Annotated in this window: 18 protein-coding genes; 9 read left to right on the top strand and 9 right to left on the bottom strand. The window is 53.7% G+C overall.

The window, feature by feature from the left end; genetic code table 11:
• Positions 1–4: 4 nt before the first annotated feature.
• Entirely contained in the window at positions 5–265 is a 261-nt protein-coding gene (locus F4555_RS05740; protein WP_004012097.1) for a ribbon-helix-helix protein, read from the bottom strand.
• Positions 266–489: 224 nt separating this feature from the next.
• On the opposite strand from F4555_RS05740, the gene F4555_RS05735 reads away from it, so the two are divergent.
• The 3 genes from F4555_RS05735 to F4555_RS05725 all read left to right on the top strand — a co-directional run bounded on the left by F4555_RS05735 (position 490) and on the right by F4555_RS05725 (position 2,798).
• Positions 490–1,929 carry a cell wall-binding repeat-containing protein gene (locus tag F4555_RS05735; protein WP_004012098.1) on the top strand — a complete coding sequence of 480 codons (1,440 nt, stop codon included), beginning with the start codon at positions 490–492 and terminating at the stop codon, positions 1,927–1,929.
• 262 nt (positions 1,930–2,191) lie between these two features.
• Entirely contained in the window at positions 2,192–2,416 is a 225-nt protein-coding gene (locus F4555_RS05730) for a hypothetical protein (protein ID WP_248613641.1), read from the top strand.
• On the top strand, positions 2,397–2,798 hold the full coding sequence (locus F4555_RS05725) for a type II toxin-antitoxin system VapC family toxin (protein WP_248613642.1): 402 nt from the start codon (positions 2,397–2,399) through the stop codon (positions 2,796–2,798). Before F4555_RS05730 ends, F4555_RS05725 begins: the two co-directional genes overlap by 20 nt.
• A gap of 13 nt (positions 2,799–2,811) precedes the next feature.
• Here F4555_RS05725 and F4555_RS05720 read toward each other — a convergent pair whose 3' ends face one another.
• The 6 genes from F4555_RS05720 to F4555_RS05695 form a co-directional block, all read right to left on the bottom strand.
• Entirely contained in the window at positions 2,812–3,459 is a 648-nt protein-coding gene (locus tag F4555_RS05720) for an MptD family putative ECF transporter S component (RefSeq protein ID WP_004012101.1), read from the bottom strand.
• Between the two features lie 47 nt (positions 3,460–3,506).
• Entirely contained in the window at positions 3,507–4,196 is a 690-nt protein-coding gene (locus F4555_RS05715) for an energy-coupling factor transporter transmembrane component T family protein (protein WP_004012102.1), read from the bottom strand.
• The gene (locus F4555_RS05710; RefSeq protein WP_115325978.1) at positions 4,193–5,716 is read right to left on the bottom strand and encodes an ABC transporter ATP-binding protein; all 1,524 of its coding nucleotides are present in this window, start codon (positions 5,714–5,716) and stop codon (positions 4,193–4,195) included. Before F4555_RS05710 ends, F4555_RS05715 begins: the two co-directional genes overlap by 4 nt.
• Complete coding sequence (locus tag F4555_RS05705) at positions 5,713–7,470, bottom strand: ABC transporter ATP-binding protein (protein WP_115325979.1); 1,758 nt, start codon at positions 7,468–7,470, stop codon at positions 5,713–5,715. The genes F4555_RS05710 and F4555_RS05705 overlap by 4 nt, the downstream gene beginning before the upstream one ends.
• The gene (locus F4555_RS05700; protein WP_115325980.1) at positions 7,467–9,206 is read right to left on the bottom strand and encodes an ABC transporter ATP-binding protein; all 1,740 of its coding nucleotides are present in this window, start codon (positions 9,204–9,206) and stop codon (positions 7,467–7,469) included. The genes F4555_RS05705 and F4555_RS05700 overlap by 4 nt, the downstream gene beginning before the upstream one ends.
• An 88-nt stretch (positions 9,207–9,294) precedes the next feature.
• Entirely contained in the window at positions 9,295–9,867 is a 573-nt protein-coding gene (locus F4555_RS05695) for a TetR/AcrR family transcriptional regulator (RefSeq protein WP_115325981.1), read from the bottom strand.
• Between the two features lie 644 nt (positions 9,868–10,511).
• Here F4555_RS05695 and F4555_RS05690 point away from each other — a divergent pair.
• From F4555_RS05690 to F4555_RS05665, 6 genes are all read left to right on the top strand, one after another.
• Positions 10,512–11,693 carry an AAA family ATPase gene (locus tag F4555_RS05690; protein ID WP_231282870.1) on the top strand — a complete coding sequence of 394 codons (1,182 nt, stop codon included), beginning with the start codon at positions 10,512–10,514 and terminating at the stop codon, positions 11,691–11,693.
• Positions 11,694–12,070: 377 nt separating this feature from the next.
• Entirely contained in the window at positions 12,071–13,360 is a 1,290-nt protein-coding gene (locus F4555_RS05685) for an ABC transporter substrate-binding protein (protein WP_004012109.1), read from the top strand.
• Positions 13,361–13,362: 2 nt separating this feature from the next.
• Complete coding sequence (locus tag F4555_RS05680) at positions 13,363–14,271, top strand: carbohydrate ABC transporter permease (RefSeq protein ID WP_115325982.1); 909 nt, start codon at positions 13,363–13,365, stop codon at positions 14,269–14,271.
• On the top strand, positions 14,268–15,125 hold the full coding sequence (locus F4555_RS05675; protein ID WP_115325983.1) for a carbohydrate ABC transporter permease: 858 nt from the start codon (positions 14,268–14,270) through the stop codon (positions 15,123–15,125). The genes F4555_RS05680 and F4555_RS05675 overlap by 4 nt, the downstream gene beginning before the upstream one ends.
• Before the next feature lie 46 nt (positions 15,126–15,171).
• Positions 15,172–16,578: a glycoside hydrolase family 13 protein gene (locus F4555_RS05670; protein ID WP_004015631.1), complete on the top strand. Its 1,407-nt coding sequence runs from the start codon at positions 15,172–15,174 to the stop codon at positions 16,576–16,578.
• 40 nt (positions 16,579–16,618) lie between these two features.
• Positions 16,619–17,674, top strand: coding sequence for a LacI family DNA-binding transcriptional regulator (locus F4555_RS05665; protein WP_004012113.1), 1,056 nt, complete (start codon positions 16,619–16,621; stop codon positions 17,672–17,674).
• A gap of 57 nt (positions 17,675–17,731) precedes the next feature.
• Here the strand turns inward: F4555_RS05665 and F4555_RS05660 are convergent, their stop codons facing one another.
• Complete coding sequence (locus F4555_RS05660) at positions 17,732–19,183, bottom strand: LCP family protein (RefSeq protein ID WP_004015633.1); 1,452 nt, start codon at positions 19,181–19,183, stop codon at positions 17,732–17,734.
• Positions 19,183–20,490 (bottom strand): LCP family protein, encoded by a 1,308-nt coding sequence (locus F4555_RS05655; RefSeq protein ID WP_004015634.1) that lies wholly within the window; start codon positions 20,488–20,490, stop codon positions 19,183–19,185. Before F4555_RS05655 ends, F4555_RS05660 begins: the two co-directional genes overlap by 1 nt.
• Positions 20,491–20,543: the final 53 nt, after the last annotated feature.

Below are 20,543 nucleotides of genomic sequence, written 5' to 3'. Positions count from 1 at the left end.
TTCGCTAGTCAAGGTGGGCATCCAGCCATTCGTCGCGTTTGCGGGTGTATTGCGCCATAACTGATGCCGGGGTTTGCGCGATGGCTTGACGCAGGGACTCCATCCGGGCGTAGCGTGCGGATTCGCGCAGTAAAGTGTCAATCAGCTCGGCCATAGTTTGACCGTGTTCAGCAGCGCTTCGCTTGAGCCGGTCGCGCAGCTCCACTGGCACCTTGATGGCGGTGCACGGTGGTCGGGTTGCCGGAGCCGCAGTTATGCTAGTCATGCTTACAGTATACCGGGTTCCTTTTCGTGCCGCGTGCCTGATGTGCTGGCCGGGTGCATGAGGTGCCAGCCGGGGTTTTGGACGTTTTTTGAGTTTTTTCTCTGTTTGGCTGCGGAAAAATCGGGTGGGTGTTAGTGTAGTTGCTAAGTTTGTTGGTTTCTGGTCGGGTGCTCTTGGTTTCATGAGGGGCTGGTTGGATTCCGTGATAATTAAGGAGGAATTTGATGGCACGTAGGCGTGCGATAGCTGGCTTGGTTGCCGGGGTTGGCTCGGCGGCGCTGATAGCGGGCGTGGGCGCGGTTCCGGCGGTGGCTGGTGACCTGTCTTTTGAGAGGCTCGCGGGTTCGTCCGGGGTGGAGACCTCAATAGCTGTGGCGAAGCACACTTGGGGCGCGGATTGGAAGGTTGTGTATGTGGCGAGCAACCGTAACCCGGTAGATGCGCTGCCGGCGGCGACTATTGGGGATGGCCCGGTGGTTTTGACGGATGGGAAGAGCCTGAATCTTGGTGGGGTTAAGCCCGGCAAGATAGTCCTGCTCGGTGGTACGGGCGCGGTGCCTCAGGGGATAGAAGACCAGGCGAAAGCCACGGGTGCCGAAGTAATCCGCTTGAAAGGCGCAGACCGTAACGCCACCGCTGCGGAGATTGCCAAGCAATGGGTCAAAGTGAACGGCACCCCGAAGAATGTGTATGTGACCAAGAATGTGGGTTCGGGTTCTCCTGACGCGGTCGCGGCTAGCGTGCTTAGGGACGGTCCGATTGTGACTTTTACTAATGATGTGTCGGCTAATGCCCTGGCGGGGATTGTCTCTGAGTTGAAGGCTGAGAAGGTTACGGCTTTGGGCGGTACCGGAGTCGTCTCGGATGCGGTGGTCAACAGTGCTGCTGCTGGTAAGGCCACGGCACGTTTGGCGGGGGCGAACCGTTATGAGACCGCGTTTGCTATTGCCCAGTATGCTAAAGCCCAAAAGTCGGGCTCGAATGTGTACCTGGCTTCGGGTACCGCGCTCAAGGATGCGATGGTGGCGGGTGCCGCTAAAGACGGCATCATCCTGCTTTCGCCTGCTAATGGTGAGGGTGTGAAGGCCAAGGCCGACACCCTAGGCGCCGCGAAGCTGATTGTTATCGGTGGTACCGGTGTTATGCCCGATCGTACAGTTCGGGCCGCCGCCACTGGAGTAATCCCGCAGCCCGCGCAACCCGCTCAGCCAACACAACCGGCTCAACCTAAACCGCAGCCTAAGCAGCAGCCGCAGCCCAGCGATTTGGGTTCAGCAGGCCAAGAGGAAGCAACTATTCTGCAGGGAATTAATGAACTGCGTGTTATGGGACTGGCAGGTGAGCTTACCCGGGATTCACAGTTAGATGCCTTTGCCCGAGATATCTCTGCCGATATGGCAAAACGGAATGAGGCGAAGCTGACCCCTGAACAGGAAAAGGCTTTCGACGCGATTAGACCTCCTAAATGCCCCTCGCTTACTGGATGGGAGATGACCTGGTCTGGTGACGAGAATCCGGGTAAGAATGGTGTTGGTCACGTTAAGGAAATAATGAAACGTATTTCCCCAAAGCGTCTCTATGATAAACGGCTGAAGACTGTAGGTATCGGTGTGGCATTCCGCACAGATGGTGGTAGTTTTGCCAACTACATCTTTTGTGGCTAGCAAACGCTAGCCTAGCTTGGTTGGACTGGGAGCTTGCCCCAGTCCAACTGCGATTTTTACTTGAAATTGCTGGAGGCTGCCGGGTGGTATTGCAAAGTGGTAAGGTCGAGAGGGAACGACTCAAAGCCTAGCGGATCAGGAAGGTTGCTTCCGAGCGCAGGGCGGCGATGCCTTGGTCGAAGGTTGCCAGTAGTGCCTCGGGGGCATGAGGTGCCTCCCGGGAATCGTGGCATCATTTGCTGGCGCGCGGTATCATGATGTTATGAGTATGACATTGCGGCTGACCTCGGAGCAGGATGCTGCGTTGACGCGGCTGGCGCGTGCCTGGGGTACGTCTAAGCAGCAGGCGGCAGTGCGGGCTATCGAGGATAGTGACCAAAAGCAGCGGCGCGTAAAGTTCGCCGATATTCCTACTTTCAAAAGCGATGTGAGTGTCCAGAAAATGATTGCTGATGAAAGGGGGCGCCTTGAAGACGTATTATCTTGATACGTCGGCTTTGCTCAAAGGATTTTTTCAAGAGCGGGAAACCCAGGCATATAAACAGTTTTTGGATGATTGCGTGTCTCGGGGCGATGAGCTTGTCATCAGCAGGCTGACATTTACCGAGTTCTATTGTGTTTTGAAGCGGCGCTTGCGCCCCGAAGATAGCTGGGATAAGGCGGCTAGAGATACCCTGGCTAATTTTGTGGTTTGTCCCGTGGCGGAAAGCGATTACTTGCAGGCTGCGCATTCCGAGTGGCGGTTGCGCGGAGCCGAAGCGCTGCATCTGGCGGCGGCAGTAAGGTTAAACTGCGATGCCATGCTGGTTTTCGACCAGGAACTCGCCGTTGCCGCCCAGGTTGCGGGTCTGGAAGTTCCCCAGTTCTAACATCTAGGCTGAATTAGTTCTGAACACTGGCGGCATCGGGCACGTCTATCAGGCCGGCCTTAACGAAGTGCTTTTTCAGCAGCCTCAAGGCGAAAACGGAGCCGATAAACGCGGTGAAGGTGGTTAGTGCCACCATAGTCCCGTAAAGTGGCCAGGAGAACAGGCTCAAATAATAGGACAGCATCTCGTCGCTAAGATGCAGCATCTTTTGGCGTGAGCTAAGGTATTGCACACTGGAAAAATACATGGGGAACGTGAAACCGGCGGATTGGATGGTGCAACCTGTCACGTAGGCGGTTACCAGAAATTTCTGGCTGCCGTATCTTCCGGCACTGGCTATTATTTCGGCGATAACCCAACCCAAAACACACAGACCGACCCCGATTAAATTTCCGACCATTAACCCTGGCACTACATTCAGGGTTCCCATCAGGAAGAATACACCCACTTTCTTTACCTTGGCTGCCAACAGCAGATAGGGGACAGCGGTGAAAAGACAGACGATGGGGATATTCGCGATGGTTCCGAAAACTGTCATTCCGGCAATCCCGCCTATGAAGATGAACATCAGTAAAGAGATAGCGGCGAAAATCCCAATAGTAACTAAATCTCTTATACCTACGGTGACCAGCTTCTGGGGATTATGCAGCGTGTCTTTCATGTTTTTACTCCTTTATTTCTGTTAACGGATTTTCTTGTTTAGAAGACTCAAATTTGCAGCCATATCGTGGCGACTATCAGTGCCATCATTGCAGTCGCCAGAGCCAGGTCTGTGACGGTGAACCCGAGAGGATAAATACTGACGGGATTCTTTACCATCCCCAATCCTCGAGTGAGCCCCGCCGCTGCCAGTTCGTCAGAAATTCTGGTCGCGCGCATCAACAGTGGAACCGCCACGATTTCAATCCACTGAAACGGATGAACCAGAAAATGCAGTGGTGTCCGAATAATGCCGCGCGTTTTGAGACTGTCCATCAGCGCGTGAATATCGCTGCGAATAGTGGGCAGGAACCGAAACATGACCATTAACGGCACAGTAATGACATGCGGGGTTTTCATTCGCGCCAAAGCGGCTCCGATGCCTTCCAAAGTGGTGGTTCGGGACATAAACGTGCCGACAAGCACCAAAACCAGCAGTTTTTGAGTCATATAAGCGAGCATGACAAAAGCCACCGAGGCCGACCCGCCCAAAACCCAGGCTGCCTCTGAAAGAAGCTGCGCCAACAGGTAAAACCCCGCACTAGCCAATGCGATACGCCAGGATCCACAGCTCAGCGCCAACAGCGTGGCGAAACCAAAAATCACATGCGCGCAAAGGGGCTTATTGGCTAGGAACGCGATGCTGCCCAGAATACCGGCGATGATAATAACCGTGCGTGGGTCAATATTCTTGGTCATGCTTCCACCTCAGTTTTGTTCCTAGCGGCACCTAAGAGCCGTGCCGCCGTGTGGGTGTCGAAGGAACAATCATCAACCAGTTGTCCGTCCTTCATGAACCAGATTCTGGTGGCGCACAGCGCCAGGAATTCAAGGTCATGGGAAATCAGGATTATCACCCGTCCTTGGCGGGCAATTTCAGTAATCAGCCCCGCCACGAGGCTCATATTGTCCCTGTCCAATCCGCTGGTGGGTTCGTCAAAGCAGATTACGGGTGCCGCACTGGCGAGGGCGCAAGCGATGGTGACACGCTGCTTTTGTCCCCGTGAGAGGGCTTGGGGGTGATGTGACACGAAATCGGATAGCCCCAGTTGCTTCCAGAGGTCATGAGGTGCTTGCTCGGGACATTTGCGTTCCAGAGAAAACTCGGAGGCCACTGAGTCAGAAAATAATTGGTAATCCGAGTCTTGCGCTACCAGCCGAATTGTACCCAGACGCTGTCGAGGACTCAGCAGGATGCCATCTAGCCAGATTTCCCCCGTGCTTTCCTTGTTTAGTCCGCAAAGGATTCGCGCCAAGGTGGTTTTTCCCACCCCGTTTTCCCCCACCACGGCCACCACTTCACCGCTGTGAGCCGTGGCGTTTATTGAAGCAATCTGGAAAACCTGATGGCAATGATGCCGGAGTCGTGACCGGTAATAAAATCCCAGGTTGCGCAATTCTAGGGTGTGTCGGGTCGTATTCGGTTCCGGCAAGACTCTAGCCTTGACCTGGCTTGGTAACTGATGCAAATGCAAGGCACGCAATCCCAAGTCACGCAGTTCAGCCTCGGTAAGACCAATAACCCGGTTACGCGGATAATCGGCACGAATACACCCGTCCTTGAACACGACAAGACGGTCAAGTAAACCAGTCAGATAAAACAGGCGATGTTCAATAACAATCACGGTTTTGCCACATTTCTTAAGGCCGCACAGCAATCCCGCCAATTTCTGGGTAGCTTGGAAATCCAAATTAGCCGAGGGCTCATCAAAGAGATAGATGTCTGGGTTGATGGCAAAGACCGACCCGATAGCGATTTTTTGCAGTTGCCCGCTGGAAAGCTCAAACAGGCTGCGGTTTTGCAGTTCCGTCATGGACAGCGCCGTGTAGGCAGCTTTTATCCGCTGCAAAGTTTCTTTTCGATTCCAGCCTCTGTTGACACAGCCGAAAGCAATTTCGTTGTCGGTATTGGTCATAAAGAATTGTGAACGCGGGTCTTGAAACACAGTGGACAAAATCCCTCCGATTTCCCCAATTTGTTTGCCGTCGATGTTTTCGCCCATCAAGCGAATCTCTCCGCCAAGTTGCCCTTCCCAAAAATGTGGCGCTAATCCGTTGAGACAACGCGCCAAGGTGGTTTTTCCCGAGCCGCTGGAGCCGGAGAGAACTACGAATTCTCCGGCTTTGATTTCAAGGTTCACACCCTCGATGGCATTTGTATTCGCGCCCGCGTAGCGAAAATCTAGCTTGGTGCATGCAATGGCTGGCATCTGATTCATAGCGTCCTTTCTTGCGGGGTCGGCATTGGCGTGGTGACAGTCACACCAGTGGCTGCCTGGTTTTGGTTCCACATTTTTCGGTAGCGTCCGTTTTGGTCTCGCAATAATTCCTCATGAGTGCCTTGTTGCACGATATGCCCCTCATGAAACACCAAAATCTGATTCGCCGAACGCACAGTAGACAGATGATGGGCAATTACCATTACTGTGCGGTCTTGCGCCAGGGCAGAAATCGCCTCTTGCATCAGTGCCTCATTGAGGGGATCTACATTTGCGGTGGGCTCATCAAGCACCACGATAGGGGCATCTTTCAAAAATGCTCTGGCTACGGACAGGCGTTGGCGTTGTCCGCCTGAAAGCCCTGTCCCATTTTCGCCGAGCATTGTGTCATAGCCGGCCGGTAGGCTCATGATGAAATCGTGAATCCGTGCCGCCTTGGCGGCTTTTACGATTTCCTCATCACTTGCCCCGGATTTCCCGATACGAATATTTCCCGCTACGGTGTCTGCGAAAAGCTGTACGTTTTGCATAACGATACTGATATGTGCCAGCATCTCGTCATAGGGAATATTGCGAATGTCCTTACCACCGATAGTGATTACTCCGGTATCAACATCCCAAAATCGCAGCAACAGGTTGGCTACAGTGGTTTTGCCGGCACCTGTTTCCCCGACCAAGGCGCACAAGGTTCCTGGTGGAACCGTGAAACTCACGTTTTCAAGTGTCGGTCGTCCTGGTTCATAGGAAAAGGCGACCTGCCTAAATTCTATTCCGTATTCAAGAGGTGCCACTGGAGATGTTGGTTCTATTACCGCTGTGGCCTGGGTAACTTTCAGAATTCTGGTAAAGGAATCCTTGGCTTTAAGATAGTTCATCCAGTGTTCTTCCAAAGCAAAGAAAGGTTTATATAGCTCGGGAGCCAGCACTATGAAAACCAGAAAACGGAAAATATCGAGATTATGATGCATTGTCAACCACAATCCGCTGGTGACAGCAAATAAAAATGATAAGTTCACCACTAAGTTATAGATAGACAAAACAAAAGCGCGGTTACGTGCTGCTTGGGTACTGGCCGACCCGAAATCTTCAATAGCGTCCGAAAGCAGGATATCTAGACTATGGCATCTGGAAAATGCTTTCAACAGTGGTATTCCTCGCACATATTCTACAAATAGGCTCGCGAGTTGTGCCCCGGCATCGCCCACCTGGGATTCTAAGCGCGTTGCTCGGCGCAAACCTACGGCCAGCCAGGCTACCGCCGCCGGTAATGTCGCAATCATAAACAGTGTTAAACGCCAGTCCAGGCCAGCCAAACCAAGAATCAACAAAGCTGAAACCGTCATATCGGCTGTCATTCGCGTCCACAGGTGTCCGACTATCAACTCCATATTGTCGACATCTTTATGAATAATCTCGCCGATTTCACCCAATCGACTTTTGGTGTAATACCCCAAAGAAAGTGTTTTGAGTTTGGTGACAATCCGGCAGCGAATTTGAAACGTGAGGTCAAAACCGGCGCGGTGTTTTTGCTTATCAGCCAGAATTCCAGCCATAGTTTTAACTGCCAGAACTCCAGCTAAAACTCCGGCAAGCGCCGCCAGATTCAAAGTTCTTTCCAGTCCAGATTTGATGGCGACCAGGGAAATCAACAAAATAGCCACACTGCACAGGGCATAGCTAACGAAGCCGATAATACTAAAGATAATCTGTTTTCTGCCGTCCGGGCTGAGGATGTGAAAAATTTGCTTAATCATTGATGGCACCTCATGATGTCCCAGGTATTTACCAGCTGCTGGCTGGCGACCATCTGGCGATATAAATCACAACGTGCCAACAGCACCTCGTGGCTGCCGGTGTCCATTACCTGCCCGGATGCCATAACCACTATCTGGTCGGCGGTAACGACGCTGCTAAGGTGATGCTCAATAGTGATAATTGTCTTGTCCTGAGCCAACTCCGTGATGGCGGCTTGTACTAACGCCTCGTTTTCGGCATCGAGTGCAGAAGTAGCCTCGTCTAAAATCACGAAAGGACAATTTTTCAATATAGCACGTGCGATGGAGAGGCGTTGCTTTTCCCCACCGGAAAAACGGCTGCCGGCCTCGCCAGCTAAAGTCGCATATCCTTGGGGAAGGCTCTCGATGAAATCGTGAATCCGCGCGCGTTTCGCGGCCTGTACCACCTGCGCGAAGGTTGCGTCTTGGTTGCCGATACGCAGGTTTTCTTCCAGGGAAAGATTGAACAGAAATACGTCTTGTTGGACAATAGCGAAAAGCTGTGACCAATCATCTGGATTCACATCGCTCAGTTTGACCCCACTCACAGAGATCGTTCCCGTGTCAGGTTCCCAAAAACCCATCATCAGGTGCGCTAGCGTACTTTTCCCGCAACCCGAAGCTCCCACCAGGGCGGTAGTCGAGTTTGGCGCAAACTTTATATTAATGTCCTGCACGGCGGGGGAGTCCGCCCCGGGATAAGAAAAACTGACTCTTTCCACCATTAGCTCACCGGGCTCGCTGGGTGTGTTGTTTTGGCTCCGCTTCATGAGTGGCACGTCTAATATCGGGGTAATTCCCTTCATGGCCTGGCTAAACATCACGCGATAGTGCTGCAGTGTCGCGATTTTAGCCATCGAGGCGCTAAAGGCTGCGGCCAAGATAATGGCCACAATCAATATTTCCACGCCGATTTGACGTGATTGCAGCAGCCAAGTGCCGGTTATTACGACAGAAACCATCCCAATTTCCATGCACAGACTAATCAATCCCATCGGCACCGAGATGGTGTTCATGGACTTGGTAACCCATTTCACGTAATCTTTGGCCGTAGCAAGTACGGCTGCGGTTTTGTCCTCGCTTTTGGAAAAAGCCTTGATTACGGGGATAGTGGCCACATACTCCGTCAGCCGCTCTTGCATCGCAGTGTTATAACCGGCCACAATCTCGAAGCCTTTCTCCCATTTGGGTGCCGAGAGTCGCTTGATTGCAAGCATCAGGGGGATTCCCCATACCATGGCGAGTGCCAGTCTCCAATCCAGTATCAACATGGCGATAGTTGTGCTTAGAGGAATCACCACGGCGGAAACAGCCTCGGGACGTCCGTGAGCTAGGTAAACCTCGACTTGTTCCACATCGTTTTTCATGACCGTGACTAAATCTCCAACTTTTCGGGTTTGGAAGAACCCCAGGGGCAAGCACTTGAGGTGTGTCAAAATAGCTTGACGTAAATCAGTTAAAGTGCGGTAAGCCGCGCGGTGTGACTGCCAGGTGGACACGAAGGAAGCACCTGTTTGCATGAATAAAACAGCCAATAGGGTGCCAGTGGCCACCCACACCTCGGCGGGGTAAAGTCGTCCGTGCCACGCTTGGCTGACCAGATGAACCACTGCAATTGGTGTTACCAATCCCAAGAGGTTGCTGAGGCACGTCATCGCGCTGGCAAGGTAGCAAGACGCGCCCACCGTGCGGGGAAGTTTTCTTGGCGAAGTCATGGGCATCTCCGGTCGTAACATGCATGAATAGTGAACCATGATTCAGTTTTCAGAATAAAAATAAAGACGCTCCTGGCCTGCGAAGCTTTCAAAGTGAGTTCACCCCTTCGTAATAGCAACTGATAATCAGCGACAGTAGCTCTTGAGCCTGAGTGACATTTTCATAGTGGCGGGCAACTTCCAGCAGTCCAGACACGAAATTACTGGCCAATATATGTGGCAAAACTTTGGGGTAAGATTTCTTCTTATTTCTGGTCAGCTCGCGTTCAATATGCGCTTGTACTGATTGCACCATCCGGCTTTTCGTGTCCGCATAAGGAGTGCCGTGGCTTTTATCCATCAAAATCACGAATTCGCGGTGATACTTCAAGATATTCTCTATGTACTCGGCCGCAGCGATTTGGTATTTTTCGAGTGGTGAGCCCGTTTCTAGGGCTTCTTCTGCTTGCGCTACGGCCTCGAAATCAGGTGGCAGAGGCGCAATCACCGCCTGAAACAGCTCCTCTTTGTTTTTAAAATAGGAATACACCAGTCCGGTGGATACGCCGGCGGTATCTGCAATATCAGTCAGTCGTGCCCCGCTAAACCCGCGTTCCATAAAAATCTGGGAAGCGGCTGCAACGAGACTTTCGCGCACTTCCTCCTTCAGTACCTGCGGCATCGTCACCTCCTCAATCCTGAATCAATGTTCAGTATTAAAGTATGGGTCACCTTACCTGTCCTGTCAAGCTAACGGTGCATCCCGAGCTGAAAGTGCTTGTCGAACGGGGGCGGTGGTGCAGGGGCAATCCTGGGTTTAACAGGGTATTTATAGCGCGCGGGCGGTTGATATGTTGTCTGCTGTGGTGGTTTTCTCGGTTGTGAACTGGACTTCGTATTTCATGCTTCTAGTGCTGCCCATAGTGCGTCCATGCTGAAGTATCTTGGCGCGTCGGGGTTGTCTAGCATCGCGCGGTCTTCCTCTATGGCCGCTGCCGTGGTGGCGTTGGGCTCATCCAGTCGCAGGTCAAATTGTGCGCGAAGCCTGGTGAGAAGGATTTCTGCGCCGATTTTTTACAAAAATCTCGATTTTTTACAAAAATCTCGATTTTTGTAGAATAGACCTGTTGTAGGCCAGGGTATTGTTGCAACTTACGCTGGTTTTGTGGTTGGCACCTCATGCACCCGCAGGAACCCCAAGGGACTTACCGAGCCCCACGGGAACCTAACGGAACCCGCGAGACCCACGCGCCACCGCATGATACCGCCGCGCCGCACCCGAGAGCGTCGGGCGAAACACACGAAAGTGGCGATATAATGCGCAAAATGTTCATACTGTACGGCCCGCAAGGCGCGGGGAAAACTACTTTTGTGCGTGAAAACCATTTGGAAGACTGCACGGTTAACGCCGATGCCATCCGCCTCGCGTTTTCCCGGTATGTTCCGGCCACCGACGGCCAGAAAGTGCTGGCCGTCGGCGAGCACCTGCAACGTCTAGTGCGGCGTATCGTCCAGGAACAAGCCGAAAGCCTGATGTTTTTGGGGTCGCCCGTGATTATCGACGCGGTCAATGCCTCGCAACGTGCCCGTGCCCAGTGGCACAGTTTGGCCGATTCCTACGGCTACGACGTGTTGACCGTGGATTTTACGGCGGTGCCGCGCGCGGAACTGATTGCCCGCAACCAGGCACGTGGCGGGGACAAGGTGGCTGACATCGAGAGTTTCCTTGACCGGTTTGCGGCGTTGATACCCCCGCAAACCATCACCCCGCAACAGATGCTGGATTGTTTCCAGACCCGTCAGCTTGACCTGGGGAATCGTCCTGTGGTGGTGGTTGGTGATGTCCAGTCCTGCGGCGAAGCGCTGGGGCAGGCCGTGGCGGAGCTGGGCACGCCGGACACCAAATGGGTGTTCGTGGGGGACTTATTTGACCGTGGCTCGAATGCGGGCAAGGTGTGGCAGCTGCTGCAAGGTTTGGATTCGGCAGTGGTGGTTGGAAATCACGAAAGAGCCTTGTTAAATGCGGTTAAAGGAAGGGAAGTCAAGCCTGCTACCAAGACGACTTTGCAACAGTTGCTGGCAGTGGGAGCCACTAAGACTGAGCTGGGGGATTGGTATCGTTCCACGGTGCCGTTCTATGATTTCCGCACTGGCGGGCGGGAATTTTTTGTATCCCACGGTGGGGTGCTGCCCGCGACCATTCGCCAGATTCGCGCTACGGGGCGCTGTGATTTGCCTGATGACTATTTTATTTTCGGGGTGGGAACCCGGGGAAATACCTATCGGTGTCGTCGCGAGTTCAAGAATTTTCCCGAGCTGGGGGATTCTGAAATCGTGCAACTACATGGGCACCGCAATGAAGCCAAAGAGAACTTCGTGCATCCCGGGGTGATAAATCTGGAATCCGGGGTGGAGCGCGACGGCTGGCTCTCGGTTTACGCCATTGACGGTGCGACTGGGGCGGGCGAGATTCATACTTTCCGCGAGCCGCGTGGTGCTTCTGCCTAGTTTCTTTTGGTTTCGCTTGGCGTGTCCCGTCTGGTTCGCTCGGTTTCATGAGGTGCCAGCCCGGGTATGCCCGGCGTAAGCGTCCGCAGTAGCTTCCCGGGATTCCGCAGTGTGAACCGGGTTTTTTGGCGGCATTTTCCCTAAATCTTGGATGGGTGAATAGACACTTGACACGCTTGGTAAAACGATTTACTATTAGTTCTTGACAGCACTGGTAAATCGTTTTACCGGAGGTGATGCAAGGAATTCATTGCAATGAAGGGATGGATAAGTTCAAACAGAGAAACCTACGGATATCACGGAAAACGCGGTCAAGTAGAGGACTACTGGGGCTTTAATCAACACAAAACTACTGGAACTACAGGAAAAGAGGAACAATGAAAAAGGCAATTGCTTGTATCAGCATGGTAGCCACGGCATTAGCGTTGTGTTCTTGCGGGGGCAGCGGTGCTTCCCCCGCTGCTAAGAACGCTGCTGGGGCTAGCGGGGTAACCGAAGTTAGCGTGTGGCACTATTGGGATGGCACCAACGCGGATACCTTCGATGCGATGGTGGACAAATTCAACTCTGAGCACAAAGACATCAAGGTGACTACCACCTCGGTGCCCAATGCGGATTATCTGACCAAGTTGCGGGCTTCGGCTTCGTCAAACAGCTTGCCAGATATTTCTATTGGGGATTTAATCTGGGTGCCCCAGATTGCCCAGATGGGCAAGTCAGCGGATATCTCCAAAGTGCTTGACTCAAAGTTACTGGCTGATATCAACCCGGCTTTAACCAGTTTCGGGTCTATTGACGGCAAGCAGGTTTCGGTGCCGGTTTCCGGCAACAACCTGGCCTATATGTACAACAAAACCCTGTTCAAGGACGCGGGTCTGGATCCGAACCAGCCGCCGAAAACCTGGGAAGAACTAAAGACCATGGGCAAGCAGATTCTGGACAAAACCGGGAAACCCGGATACGACCTGTTGACCGAGGCTGGGGACAACGGCGAAGGACTCACCTGGAACTTCCAGGTGAACCTGTGGCAGGCCGGGGGAGAATTCCTGACGGCAGACAATTCCAAAGCGGCGTTTAACACCCCGGAAGGCAAGAAAGCCGCCCAGTTCTGGGTTGACCTGATTAAGGCTGGTATTAGCCCCTATGCTTCTTGGGGCAAGTTTGAAAAAGGACAGGGCGGCTCCGCCCAAGAAGGCTCCTGGATGGTAGGAATCTGGGCAGCCGACCCGCCGTTTGATTTTGACGTAGCCCAACTGCCGGTTCCCGAGGGCGGTAAACAAGTTACTAATCTGGGTGGGGAACAGGCCATGATTTTCGATAACGATGCCAAGAAAGTGGCGGCAGCGGGCAAGTTCCTGTCTTGGTTCCTTGATGATGCGCAAATGATTGATTGGAACGAAAAGACGGGGTTCATTCCCGTACGGAATTCGATTGCTAGTGGCGAGGAATACCGGTCTTGGGTGGAGAAAAACGAAAAGCGCCTCATGCCCTTTGTTGAACAGATGAAGTACGCCAAGGCGCGTCCTAACACCCCGCTGTACCCCCAGATTTCGATGGCTTTTGCCAAAGAAATGGAAAAGGCTTTTGCCGGTGACCTAAGCGTTGAGGAAGCGCTTACCAATGCCGAAAAAGCCGTCAATGATGTTATTGCCAAAGGTAAGAAGTAACAATGACTAGGCAGCAAGCACCGGCACGCCGGCGCATGAGCAGCGCCAGCGGCAAAGAACAAGTCATCACCGCGTATGCGATGCTGATTCCAGCATTGGTGATTTTGGGAATCTTCGTGTTCTATCCCATCGTGGCGGCGGCTTATATGAGCCTGTCCAGTTGGGATGGGTTCAACCCCGAAATGCCTTTCGTGGGCTTAGATAACTATTTGAACCTGGCCAAAAACCCAGAGTTTTGGAACTCCCTCACAGTTACCGTTATCTATGCTGCCGGCGTGTCGGTGCTTTCTGTCCTCACCGGTTTAGTTTTCGCTATTCTTTTGGACGCGCCCATTAGGGGGCGCGGCATATATCGCACGATTTATTTCCTGCCGGTGGTGACTTCCTCGGTTGCGGTGTCGATTGTATGGAAATACATGTTGGATGATTCGGGCCTGGTCAATAACTGGCTGGGACACTTGGGAATAACCGGCCCAGATTGGCTACAAAACCGCTGGATAGCCCTGGCAGCACTGACCTTGCTGACCGTGTGGAAGAATTTGGGATTCAACATTGTGCTGTATCTGACCGCCCTGCAGGGTCTGCCGCGCTCAGTCTTCGAGGCCGCCGAGATAGACGGTGCCAACAAGTTACAACAGATTCGCTTCATGACAGTACCCCTGTTGCGTCCGATGACATTCTTTGTAGTAGTGCAAGCGCTAATCAACAGTTTCCAAGCCTTCGACCTGGTGTATGTCTTTACCGAAGGCGGGCCGCGCGGTGGTACGGATGTGCTGGGCATGATGATGTACCGTCAAGCCTTCCGGCTGGGAAATTTCGGCTACGGCACCGCGATTTCCCTGGTGACATTGGTGTTAGTGCTGGTGGTCACGCTGGTGCAGTGGAAGTTTAGCGGAACGGAGGAAAAATGAGCCAGAAAACTGAATTTACACCTCATGAAAAACCCCACCACCGGCACCCCACAAATTTGGTGAGGCACGCGGTACTAATCCTTGGGTCATTCACGATTTTGGTGCCGTTTTTGTGGATGATCACCACTTCTTTGCAGAGCAAGGCCGAAACCTATACCGCCCAGTCGATAATCCCGACTTCCTGGCATTGGGAAAACTACCTGCAGGCCTGGCAAAACGCGCCTTTTGCCCGCTATTACCTGAACTCGATGCTGATGGCGGCGGGAATCGTGGTGGGGCACCTGGTGTTCGACTCATTGGCTGCATTCGCTTTTGCCAGGTTGAAATTCCCCGGCAAGAAAGTCATATTCATCGTCCTGTTGGCAGCGCTGATGGTGCCAAGTTTTGTAACCATCATCCCGGCCTACGCTATCGTGGCTAAACTGGGGTGGATAGACACCTTTGCGGCCTTAATCGTCCCGCGCCTGGCGGATGTGTTCGGGATTATCCTGTTGCGACAGTATTTTTCGACCATTCCGATGGAACTCGACGAGGCCGCCCGGATTGACGGATGTTCCTCGTGGCAAATCTACTACCGTATACTGATGCCGCTAGCGAAACCAGCCCTGGCGACTTTAGCCATATTTTCTTTCCTATTTGCCTGGAATGATTTTCTCTGGCCCCTGCTAGTAACCAATGCGGAAGACATGCGCACTATCCAAATCGGGCTCAACGGCTTCGTCGGCAGATATGGCACCTCGTGGAACTACCTGATGGCCGGAACCCTAACCGCCACGCTACCCAGCGTCATCGTCTTCATATTCTTCCAAAAAGCCCTGGAGCGTGGCATCGCCGCTACGGGGCTAAAAGACTAAAACCGTCGAAAAGACTAAAACTACCAAAAATGAAAGGAAACCTCTCATGAACGCTCCCGCTTGGATAGCCTCTGCCAACTTCTACCAGATTTTCCCCGAACGTTTCGCTAACGGGAACCCGGCTCTAAACCCGCCCCAAATTGACCCCTGGGACACCAAACCCAGCTATGACAATTTCCTGGGTGGGGATTTACCGGGCATTATTCAACACTTGCCGTACCTGGCGGATATGCACATTAACGCGCTGTATTTAAACCCGATTTTCGCCGCGTGTACCAATCACCGCTACGATGCCGTGGATTACTTCGCCATTGACCCGCAGCTGGGGGATTTGGATACCTTCGCTGCGTTGATTACCAAGGCTCATGACCTGGGAATTCGGGTGATTCTGGATGGGGTGTTCAACCACTGCGGCAATGGACACAAATATTTCCGCGATGTTATGCGCCACGGTGCCGATTCCAAGTATGTCAACTGGTTTTTCGTGGAAGGCTTCCCGGTGATATCCCAATCCGACAGCTGCAACTATAAAACCTGCTCCGGGTGCTACTACCTGCCGAAATGGAACGTCTACAACCCGGAAGTGCGTAGGCATCACCTGGAAGTCGCGAAATACTGGTTGAACCGGGGGATTGACGGGTGGCGCTTGGATGTGCCGTATTATGTTAACATGAGCTTCTGGCGCGAATTCCATGATACTGTCAAGACCTTTGGTGATGACAAATATCTGGTGGCCGAAGACTGGCGAGACCCCGTGCCGTGGCTGGAAACCGATTTGATGGACGGAGTAATGAACTACACGCTGCGAGACCTAATTTTGGCCTTTAGCGCGGACGAATCCCTAGATGCCTTCCAGTTCGCCGCCGGGGTCAACAAACTGCACAATCGGATTCCGGAAAGCCACCGCACCAGTATGTTTAACCTGCTCGACAGCCACGACACCGAACGCGTGGCCACGCGAGCCAAGAACCGCCAGTCAGCAATAGCCCAAGCCTTTGCCCTGCTGTATTCCCTGGTGGGAACCCCCGTGCTGTACTATGGGGATGAAAATGGGATGCTTGGCGAAAACGACCCTGGCTGTCGCGCCGGCATGGAGTGGAATACCAACCGCTGGAACACCGACACCAGGAATCTGGTTACCGGGTTACTAAAAGCCCGCAGCCAATCCGATGTGCTACAAAAAGGCAGCCAGCAAGTCAAGGCGATAGATGCCAATACCCTCATGGTCGTAAGGAAATATCGAGACCGGGGTGCGGTGCTGTTGCTGCATCGCGGCAGCGGCAGAAATGTTGCCTTGACTCAAGTACCATTGAAACAAGCCCGTTGTCTGTATGGATTGCCGGGAGTCTTAGGCGAGAGCTATCGTTTGGATGACTCGCATCCGCTGTTATTAGAAGGGATAATCGACGAAACACAATGGAAGGCACTAATCAAAACACCGCAGTTGTGTTGAGGCTAGCTCGTTTTTCAACACCGAGGATTCGTGAATCGCTATGAATAGCAGGGTGACGATAAATGACATTGCGAAAATTGCTGGCGTGTCTAAAACCGCAGTGTCTTTCGCCTACAACAACCCCGCTAAGCTCTCCGAAGCAACTCGTGAACGCATCCTTGAGGTGGCGGCGAACCTGGGCTATGTCAGAAACGCGGCAGCACGCTCCATGCGCACCAACACCACCGGGGCGCTGGGGCTGTTGCTGCCGCAAAACATCGATGTAGCGCTAAAAAATCCCTACTATTCACTGCTAATACAGGGCATAGGTGAGGTTTGCCAGGAACAAGGTTATGCCTTGCTGCTGGTGCCGCCATTTGAAGAATCCACCCTAAAAGCCATTCCTACCGCCGCCGTGGACGGATTCATCATTTCTGGTTTAGAAAAGGAACGTAGCGAGGTGGTAGAGATTGCCAGCAAACACATCCCCTTAGTGGTGATTGACCCCCAGGCTTCCCTGGAAGTTCCTACGGTAGAAATCCAAGACGATGAGGCCATCGCCCAGCTAGTCACCAGGGTTTTAGAACAGGGACACCAGCGATTCGGGATTGCAGCTATCGAAACCAAACTGGGGAAATCATACAAAAACTGGCACGGTGTAATGGGGCAGCGCATGGAAAAAATCGTGGCCGCCTTTGCGTCTCATGCGGTGACATTAGACGAAAACAACCTGGCTGTTTACCAAGCTCCCAGTACCTACGAGGGGGGCATTAAGGCGTTCCACGAGTTACAACGAGCCATAAACCCCACGGTTATTATTGCCTTCAGTGATGTTATAGCCCGAGGAGCAATTCGCGCTGCCCAAGATAGCGGGCTGCTGGTGCCGAGAGATTTATCCGTTACCGGCTACGACGGTATTCCTGATTATGGGTATTCCAGCCCAGTCCTGACCACAATTAGACAGCCCATAGCAGAGAAAGGCCGAATCGCGGCTGATATCCTCGTCAAACTGATTCAGGGTTCCGCCACCGGCCGAGGAACAGAGGATAAGCCAACTCACCACGTGCTCAACGCTGTTTTTGTCCCGCAAGCAACCCTGGGCGGGATACCACGCTGACAGGAGCCAGGAGTTTCACCTAAAACGGCAAATCGTTGCCGTTTTTACGGCGCTACACTACGACTGCGTCGAAGTGCGGCTTGTGCCGCGCGTCGCAGAGGGCTGAAAGTCGGCGGGTGACAGGGTTCCGGCCGTCAGTTTCTCGAAGAAAACCGGGGCTTTTTCCCGATCCAGCAACACCGTGGAGCCCACGCCGTGCCCGGGATTGTAACCAACCGAGGCAATCGGTGGCACCCCCTGCATCCCGTCTCCAGAAGCCCGGCGCATCGCCAACACTAGGCGCGCCACATCCCAGGTTTTCGTCTCGCGGTCAATCGACAAAGCTGTTGCGCCCGCATCCGCCAAGGCCAACTGGCGCGACGGCGAAACAAGCACTTCGCGACTCACAGCCTTCTTTAACACCGCCGAAATCACCAGGCGCTGACGTTTCGTACGGCCAATGTCCCCGGTGGGATCCGAATACCGCATCCGGGAAAACAACAAAGCCGTACGCCCATCCACATCGTGGCACCCCGCTTGCCAATCCAATGCCGTGAAACGGTCGTGAAATGATTGATCCCAACAGACATTCACCCCACCAACCGCGTCCACAATCCGCGACACGCCACTCATGCCTACCTGAACATAGTGATTCACAGTCAGCCCGGTCAAGCCCTCCACGCTTTGCACCAACAGTGGCGCGCCACCCCAGGAAAACGCGGCATTCAGCTTTGCCGCACCTTTGCCGGGAATCTCGGTATAGGTATCGCGCGGCAGGGAAACCATCGCAGCTTGCCCACCCGGAGCTTGGTGTACCAACAGAATCGAGTCGGAACGCTCGCCCTCGGTGCCATCGTTAATCAAGCCTTCGCGGGAATCTGACCCGGCTATCAACCAAGTCGTGCCGGGGGTGGCCGCCGCCCCACTCAGCGCGTCCACCCGTCCAATTTGGCTCTCAACTCGCTGCACCAAGAACAATCCCCAAAACACTACGGCCAAGGCCGCCACCAGCATCACGGCCAGGAACACCAAGAAAAATCTGCGCCGCGGGTGGCACACGCGGGTCTTTGCAACGGGACGCGGCTGGTTCTTTGGGATTGGCGGTTCGTCGGGCGGAAATTCGAGGGATGCCGCTGGAAAACTTGGGGGCAGAGCAGTGGGGATTGCGCCGGGAGCGTGGGTCGGGGCAGGCGGTGTTTCGAGTGGGTTTCGCGGCGGAAACGCTGGGGGCAGAGCGAATTCGGCGTCGCTCGTGTTCTTGTCGGCCGCCGGGTTCGGCGGGTAGTTGCTATCGGTTGGGTTCATGAGGGCTTGGCTTGGGTGCGCCGCCGGGGCGGTCGTGTTGTCCCGGTTCATGAGGGGATTGCCGATTGGGATAGCGTTTCGACGGGAGGGCGCCCCGGCGGAAGCACCTAATGAAGCCGCGCCCGGAACCACCGGCTGATCCGCAGCGCGTTCCCCAACGCGACCCGCAGTTGAGTCGGCGTTTCCGGTTGCTGCGGGAGGGGGAAAACTGGGCGGTCGATTCATCAGCGCGAACCCCTGGAAGTACCGCTGTCGTACCTATTTATGGAAGTATCGGAACCGTTGTGCCTGCTAGTCAAGTCACCGGTATCGCTTAAACTGTTGGATTGCCCAGATTCCACACTGGATCCATCGGAATCACCGCTTGTCCGCGAAGAATTCGACGCATCGGGGTCAGCGCTGGCTTCCGGGGTGGCCTCTACCTGTTTGCCATCCAGGTCTTGATACGAGAAAATCGAAGGAATCGGTGTGTCCGCCCGCAAAGCCTTGAACATCTCATCAGCATTATCCGCCACCGCTACCCGTGCCGGGTCGGGGGGATATTCACCGAAAGGCAGGGTATAGAACCGAATATTCTCCGGCTTAATTTTCGCCAAAGACACGGCTAAACCACCCATATTGGTGGCTGAACCAAATTCTTCCGAGGTAGTCAAAGACTTCATCCCCGCTTTCAAGAAAGCGTACAAACTGGGTAAATCCGTTAACAAGTTGCGACTCTTGGCTTCTTTCATCATGGCGCCGACCAGCTGCTGTTGTCGCCCGATACGTCCAATATCCGACCCGTCCCCGATGCCCTTACGCGCCCGGGCAAAAGCCAAGGCCTGTACCGGGTCAAGCGTGTGGCACCCGGCGGGAACATCCAACCCCGCCAAGCGATCCTTTAATGGATTCTCGAAACACATCGGCACCCCACCCAAGGCCGCCACCATGTTTTGGAAACCATCAAAATCCACCACCACGAACTGGTCAATATACACTCCCGTCAACTTCTCGACGGCTTTAATCGTGCAAGCCGTGCCCGGGGCAATAAACTTGTCCTGGCTGAGCAGGGAAAACACCGAGTTGAACTGGACTTTCCGCAGCGAGGCAGGCTCGGTGTGTCCATCTTGGTAGCTGCATTCGGGTCGATCCACCATCAGGTCGCGGGGGATCGACATAATCTCGATTCGCTGGCGATTGGCGCTGATATGCGCCAATAAAGTGGTATCCGAGCGCATACCCACCACCAACTGCCCACGTTCGTCGTATTCCTTATGCGCCCGGTAATCCGTGCCGATAACCAGCACATTCAAATCCCGGTTCGCAAAACTGTCCTGGGGGTCTTTGGGTTTTTCCTTGCGGTGTTCTGTGCCCAGCATGGAACTGATATCAACTTTTTTTGCCCAAGACGACACATCGGCCATCACCATCGTCACAAACGACAGGCCGAAAATCACCAGGAACACGACAATACTGACCAGAATCCGCCATGGGTGACGTGTCGGGGGCAACGCCAGGGCGTGAGAGGCTATGGGGTGTCGCTTCGTTATCACCTGGCTATTGTAAACTGGTTGGGTGTGATTTGCCCGCTCGGGCAAGCCCAAGC

This window comes from Mobiluncus mulieris (assembly GCF_014204735.1).
Lineage (GTDB): Bacteria > Actinomycetota > Actinomycetes > Actinomycetales > Actinomycetaceae > Mobiluncus > Mobiluncus mulieris.
The sequence above is the reverse complement of the archived record's forward strand: the minus strand, read 5'-3'. Positions and strand labels throughout refer to the sequence as shown.